Here is a 6398-nt window from a genome sequence, read left to right on the forward strand (position 1 = left end):
TCTTTACGGCTCCGATCCTCTTTTTTTGCGTCTCTTTTCACTAAAAACCTGCGTCGTCTCACCCCTAATCTCCGCATCCGGTCCCCGCGCTCGGCACACGGAACCCGTCCCACACCATGAACTTACTGAAAAAACCGTTCGGACTGACGCTTCAGGCGTTGCTCTGGGTCATGATTTTCGGATGCCTGCTGGCTCATCCTTTCACCAACGCCACCAGCAGCCCTCCGGGAGACAAACGTGATTACGTACTGATAATCAACAGCTACAACGAATCTTCCTCGTGGGGATGGGAGATAATCACCGACATCACCGCCCGGATAGAGCAGATCGAAAACCTCGAAGTATACGTCGAGCATATGAACACGCTCCTGATGGACCAGCAGTCGGATCTGGACAATTTCCGGACGAATCTCTCCCGTGAATACGGCAAGAATCCGCCCCGGATGCTGATATACATCGGCGCCCCGGCCTTCATCATGCGGGACTTCGCCGAAAAGGAGTGGGGGAAAGGCATCCCGTCGATCATCTGCGCCGAGGAGGATTTCATCGGCCCCGACAAGTACTACGTCAGCAAGCGGGCCATCCCGCACTCCGAGCGCATTCCGCTCCGGGAGCTGAGCGGGGAATACAATCTGACACTGCTCTACGCCCCGATCTACCTCGAACAGACCATCGAGCTGATGCGCCGCATGATTCCGGAGATGAACCGCCTCGTATTCGTCCGCGACGGCCGTTATATCAACCAGCAATACGAAGACGAGCTGAAGAAACTGCTCGACACCGATTATCCGGGAATGCGGTTCACCTCCTACAAGGCTTCGAACATGAGCGTGGACCAGCTGCTCGACTCGCTGAACGTCACCGACACCCGGCATACCGGCGTGCTCTTTTCCTCGTGGCACTACACAAGAAATATCGCCGGCAATACCGAGATAACGGCCAATCCCTTCAAGATCATCGCAAGTTCGACGGCTCCGCTGTTCGCACTATGGCCCTCTTCGGTGAAAAACAGCGGCGTGGTAGGCGGATTCACATACGACGTGAGCGTATACAACCGGCAGATCATCAAGACGTTCAACACCATTCTGGAGGGACGCCAGCCGCGCGACATTCCGTTCTACACCCCGACCGACGCACACCCGACGTTCAACTATCCGGCGATGCTGCGCAACAAGATTTCACCCGAAATATGTCCCCCGGATTCGGTATTCATCGACAAACCGGAGACATTCGCGGAGCGGAACAGAACGGCGATCATCCTATGCGGCGGTTTCTTCCTGCTGTTCATCCTCTTCCAGCAATGGCGCATCCGCGTCATGCGAAAGGTCGAAGCGGCCCGCCGACGGGAATCGGAAAGCCAGATAAAATATGCGAACCTGTTCAACCGGATGCCGATCATCTACATTCAGGAACGGGTCATATTCGACGAGAAACACTATCCCGCCGATACGGAATTCAGCGACATAAACGCCTACTTCGAACGGACGTTCCTGCCCCGGAATCAGGTCGTCGGCAAACGGGGGAGCGAACTTTTCGCCGATTCGTTCTCCGAGTTCCTGCGGCTCGTGAACATCGTCCTGACGGAAAACCGGACCGTCACCTATCCCTTCTACTACAAACCGCTGGACATCTTTTTCGAGGTGGTTCTCAGCCGCTCGTACCTGACCGACCACATCGACATCTTCTGTCTGGACGGCACCGCGCTGCACAAGGTGCAGCAGAAACTGGACTTGATCAACCACAAGCTCTCGCTGGCGCTCGACGTGGCCAACATCGTTCCGTGGAAATGCGACCTGAACAACCGCACCATCCTCTGCGACATCAACAAACCGGTCAAAGCCGCCTCCGGAGAGGCGATCCTGCAAAACGAAGCTTCGCTTTCGGTAAGCGACGAATGCTATTTCTCGAAGATACACAAGGAGGACCGCGACCGCATACGGCAGGCCTACGACGACCTGATAGCCGGCCGTACGGACAAGGTCTGCGAAGAGTACCGCGTGATCTCCAACGAAAGCGGACACTGGCACATGGAATGGGTCGAAGCGCTGGCCGCCGTAGAGTCGTTCGACGCGCAGGGACGGCCCAAGACGCTCGTCGGAACGTCGCAGGTCATCACCGAACGCAAACGCATGGAGCAGGAGCTCCTCTCGGCCCGCGACCGCGCCGAAGAGTCGAACCGCCTGAAAACGGCGTTTCTGGCCAACATGAGCCACGAGATACGCACGCCGCTCAACGCCATCGTCGGATTTTCGGCCATTCTGGCCTCGACCGACGAGGAGCAGGAGAAGCAGGAATACGTCTCGATCATCGAAAACAACAACGCCCTGCTGCTGCAGCTCATCGGCGACATCCTCGACCTCTCGAAAATCGAGGCGGGGACGCTCGACTTCATCCACACGGACTTCGACCTGAACGAACTGATGCGGGAGAAGGAGAATGTCATCCGCATGAAAGTCCGGGAGGGCGTCGAACTGCTCTTCGAGCAGAAATACGAACAATGCTCCGTCTGCACCGACCGCAACCGGCTCTCGCAGGTGATCATCAACCTGCTGACCAACGCCGCGAAGTTCACGCAGACGGGCAGCATCCGGTTCGGATACGAAATGCGCGACAGAGAACTCTATTTCTGGGTCTCGGACACCGGCAGCGGAATCCCCGCAGACAAAACGGAACAGGTTTTCGAACGCTTCGTCAAACTCAACACCTTCAAGCAGGGCACGGGACTCGGCCTGTCGATCTGCAAGATGATCGTCGAGCATCTGGGCGGACGTATCGGCGTGGAATCCGAAGAGGGCAAAGGATCGAAATTCTGGTTTATCCTGCCCTATGTTCCGGGAAAGGCCGCGGCGCAAAGGACGGAGGAGCAATATCCCGTCATCTCGGTCGAAAAGGACAAACTGGTGATTCTGATCGCCGAGGACAATGACAGCAACTACCGGCTGTTCGAATCGATCCTGCGCAAAGAATACACGCTTCTGCACGCATGGAACGGGTTGGAAACGGTCGAAATATACCGGCAGCGCCGTCCGCATCTCGTATTGATGGATATCAACATGCCCGTGATGAATGGTTACGAGGCCACGGCCGAAATACGCAAACTGTCAGAGAGCGTCCCGATCATCGCCGTGACGGCGTTCGCATTCGCTTCCGACGAACAGAAGGTGCTCCAGAGCGGATTCGACGGCTACATGGCCAAGCCGATCAACGCCCTGCAGTTGCGGACGCAGATCGTCGACATGCTGCGCAAACACGTGGTTCTGCTGTAGCCGGAAAAAACTGTTTAAAGGCGGATGATCCGCGCCGCGTCGTCCGCGTCGGGCAGGGGAGCGGGCGTGAAGTCGGAGTAGCCGGCCGCAATGGCGCAGAGGGGTTCGCAGTCCGCCGGGACGGGCAGGAAACTGCGCAGGTAATCGGCCGCGCTCTGCCCGTCGGGTTCATCCTTGCGGCGCGGCCGGCCGTTGATATGCACCCAGCAGGAGCCGAGTCCCTCGTCCACGCAGGCGAGCTGCAGCAGCGTGGCCGAAATCGCGGCGTTTTCGCGCCAGAGATCGCTTTTCGAAGTATCGCCCAGCACGACGAAAGCCAGCGGCGCACCCTTCATGAACGCCGAACCGTAATCGCGCATTTCGGCCATGCGGGCCACCAAGGCCGGATCGTCCACCACCATGAGGCGCGTGGTCCGGGTGTTGCGCGCCGAAGGCGCCGTAAGGGTCTCGCGCAGGATGCGGTCCACCGTCTCGCGCGGCACCGCCCGGTCCGAGAATTTTCGGATGCTGCGGCGTTTTTCGATCAACTCTTTGAATTCCATTTGTTTTGTCTTTTCGGTCTCGCTTTTGCAAAAGTAGTGAAAAATAGGTATATTTGAAATTCAAAACACCCCGAAGAATGGATTACCGATTCAACATCGCCCTGATTTACGATTTCGACGGCACGCTCGCCCCCGGCAACATGCAGGAGTACGACTTCATCCCCGCCGTGGGCAAAAGCAACAAGGAGTTCTGGACCGAAGCCAACACGCTGGCCGAGGAGCAGGACGCCGACATGGTCCTGACCTACATGGCGCGCATGCTTCAGGAGGCCAAATCGAAAGGACTGTCGCTGCGGCGCGAAGCCTTTCAGGAGTCGGGCCGCCGCGTGACGCTTTACAAGGGGGTCCGGGAGTGGTTCGGGCGGATAAACGCCTACGGGGCCGCACGCGGCATCCGGATTCTGCACTACATCAACTCGTCGGGCATGAAGGAGATCATCGAAGGCACGGAGATCGCCCACGAATTCCGGAAAATATACGCCTGCTCGTTTCTCTACGACGTGGACGGCATCGCCTACTGGCCCGCCGTGGCGGTCAACTACACCAACAAGACGCAGTTCATCTTCAAGATCAACAAAGGCGTCGAGTCGGTTTTCGACAGCAAGCTGGTGAACCGCTACATCCCCGAAAACGAGCGTCCCATACCGTTCAAACACATGATTTACGTAGGCGACGGAACGACCGACATCCCCTGCATGCGGCTGGTGAAGAACTCCGGCGGCCACTCCATCGCCGTCTACAACCCCGACCAGAAGGGGGCGCGGCGCGAGATGGCCTCGCTGATTCACGACAACCGCGTGAGCCACGTCTGCCCGGCCGACTACTCCGAAGGGTCGGACATGGACGTGCTGGTCAAAACCATCATCGACAAGATCGACCTCGACGACAAACTCGAAAAGCTGGAGGTCGTAAAATGACCGGGAAGCGAACGCAGATACAACCATCCGACACAACAAATATGTCACAATCCGAAACAGACGCAGTGAATATCCTCTTCGCTACGAATAACGCGCATAAACTCATGGAGGTGCAGGCCGTGCTGGGTCCCGGCTTCCGGCTGGTGACGCCCCGCGAATGCGGCGTCACGGAGGAGATTCCCGAAGAGCAGCAGACCCTCGAAGGCAACGCTTCGCAGAAGGCGCATTACCTCAACGACCGCACGGGGCTGGACTGCTTCGCCGACGATACCGGACTCGAAGTGAAGGCGCTGGGCGGCGCTCCGGGCGTGCATTCGGCCCGTTACGCCACCGACGGACACGATTTCGCGGCCAACAACCGCCTGCTGCTGAAAAACCTCGAAGGAGCGACCGACCGCCGGGCGCAGTTCAGAACGGTCATTTCGCTGATCCTCAACGGCGAAGAACATCTTTTCGAAGGTGTGGTCGAAGGGCGCATCATCGACCGCGAAGAGGGGCACGAAGGTTTCGGGTACGATCCGCTGTTCATACCCGACGGATACGACAAGACCTTCGCCCAGATGTCCACCGAAGAGAAAAACGAGGTTTCGCACCGCGCCCGCGCCGTACGCAAACTCGCGGCCTATTTGCATTCCGCCGGGAAATAGGGCCTCTTTACGGCACACGGACGCGGTCCGAAAAAATGCACGCTTGCTTTTGCACGCTACTTTATCTATCTTTGCCCTCCAATGGAAGAGAGAACTTACAACAAAGAGGAACGTTTCGACGCCCGGACCATCGAGGCGCTGAAGCTCCATTACGCCGAAATCCTGCGGCTGCTGGGGGAGGACCCTTCGCGCGAAGGACTTCTGAAAACCCCCGAACGCGTCGCCAAGGCGATGGCGTTCCTCACGAAGGGATACGAAGAGAATCCGCTCGAAATCATCCGCTCCGCGACGTTCCGCGAAGAGTACAAACAGATGGTGCTCGTGAAGGACATCGAGCTGTACTCGCTCTGCGAACACCATATGCTGCCGTTTTACGGCAAGGCGCACGTCGCCTACATCCCCAACGGACACATCACGGGACTTTCCAAAATCGCCCGCGTCGTGGAGTGCTACGCCCGCCGCCTGCAGGTGCAGGAGCGGCTGACGGTGCAGATCCGCGACTGCATACAGGAGGCGCTCAACCCGATGGGCGTGGCCGTGGTGATCGAAGCCAGCCACATGTGCATGCAGATGCGCGGCATCGAAAAACAGCAGTCGGCGACGACCACGTCGGCGTTCACGGGCATTTTCCTCTCGGACCACCGCACGCGCGAGGAGTTCATGACCCTCATATCGCACAAATACCGGTAGGATTCAGCACCGGATGGAATAAAAATCCCCGCGGCATCGGGCGGCACTAACGAAAAAAGCAAGACAGTCGAGGTTACGGTTCTCCAACCGCAACCTCGACTGTCTTGTTGCATATTGCATAAGACAGCCATTTGCGGAGAAATTCGCCGGCTAACAGCGACAGATCAAAGGCATTGCCGATACGGCGATCAGTGTTGAAATCAACCGAAGGCATTATGAAACGCCTGCGGGGATTTTGCACGAAGGCGCACTTGCGGGTGTAAGGCGGCATCCGCGGCGGCAGGGGCTGTTCCGCTGACTGCCAGTCCCTTCAAGGGTGAAAATCGGACGGGAAAG

General features: G+C 57.9%; 5 protein-coding genes. 4 read left to right on the plus strand and 1 reads right to left on the minus strand.

The window, feature by feature from the left end; all coding sequences use genetic code 11:
* The first annotated feature begins 116 nt into the window (after positions 1-116).
* On the plus strand, positions 117-3266 hold the full coding sequence (locus tag HMPREF9720_RS00775; protein WP_009596139.1) for an ATP-binding protein: 3150 nt from the start codon (positions 117-119) through the stop codon (positions 3264-3266).
* Between the two features lie 14 nt (positions 3267-3280).
* Here the strand turns inward: HMPREF9720_RS00775 and HMPREF9720_RS00780 are convergent, their stop codons facing one another.
* Entirely contained in the window at positions 3281-3808 is a 528-nt protein-coding gene (locus HMPREF9720_RS00780; RefSeq protein WP_009596196.1) for a nitroreductase family protein, read from the minus strand.
* A gap of 77 nt (positions 3809-3885) precedes the next feature.
* Between HMPREF9720_RS00780 and HMPREF9720_RS00785 the strand changes: the two genes are divergently transcribed.
* The 3 genes from HMPREF9720_RS00785 (at position 3886) to folE (ending at position 6062) form a co-directional block, all read left to right on the plus strand.
* Complete coding sequence (locus tag HMPREF9720_RS00785) at positions 3886-4725, plus strand: HAD family hydrolase (RefSeq protein WP_009596168.1); 840 nt, start codon at positions 3886-3888, stop codon at positions 4723-4725.
* A 65-nt stretch (positions 4726-4790) separates the two neighbouring features.
* The gene (gene rdgB, locus HMPREF9720_RS00790) at positions 4791-5372 is read left to right on the plus strand and encodes an RdgB/HAM1 family non-canonical purine NTP pyrophosphatase (protein WP_014775358.1); all 582 of its coding nucleotides are present in this window, start codon (positions 4791-4793) and stop codon (positions 5370-5372) included.
* A gap of 81 nt (positions 5373-5453) precedes the next feature.
* Positions 5454-6062, plus strand: a complete 609-nt coding sequence (folE, locus tag HMPREF9720_RS00795) for a GTP cyclohydrolase I FolE (RefSeq protein ID WP_009596183.1) — start codon at positions 5454-5456, stop codon at positions 6060-6062.
* Positions 6063-6398 lie beyond the last annotated feature (336 nt).

Origin of the sequence: Alistipes sp. HGB5 (genome assembly GCF_000183485.2) — a bacterium.
GTDB lineage: Bacteria > Bacteroidota > Bacteroidia > Bacteroidales > Rikenellaceae > Alistipes > Alistipes finegoldii.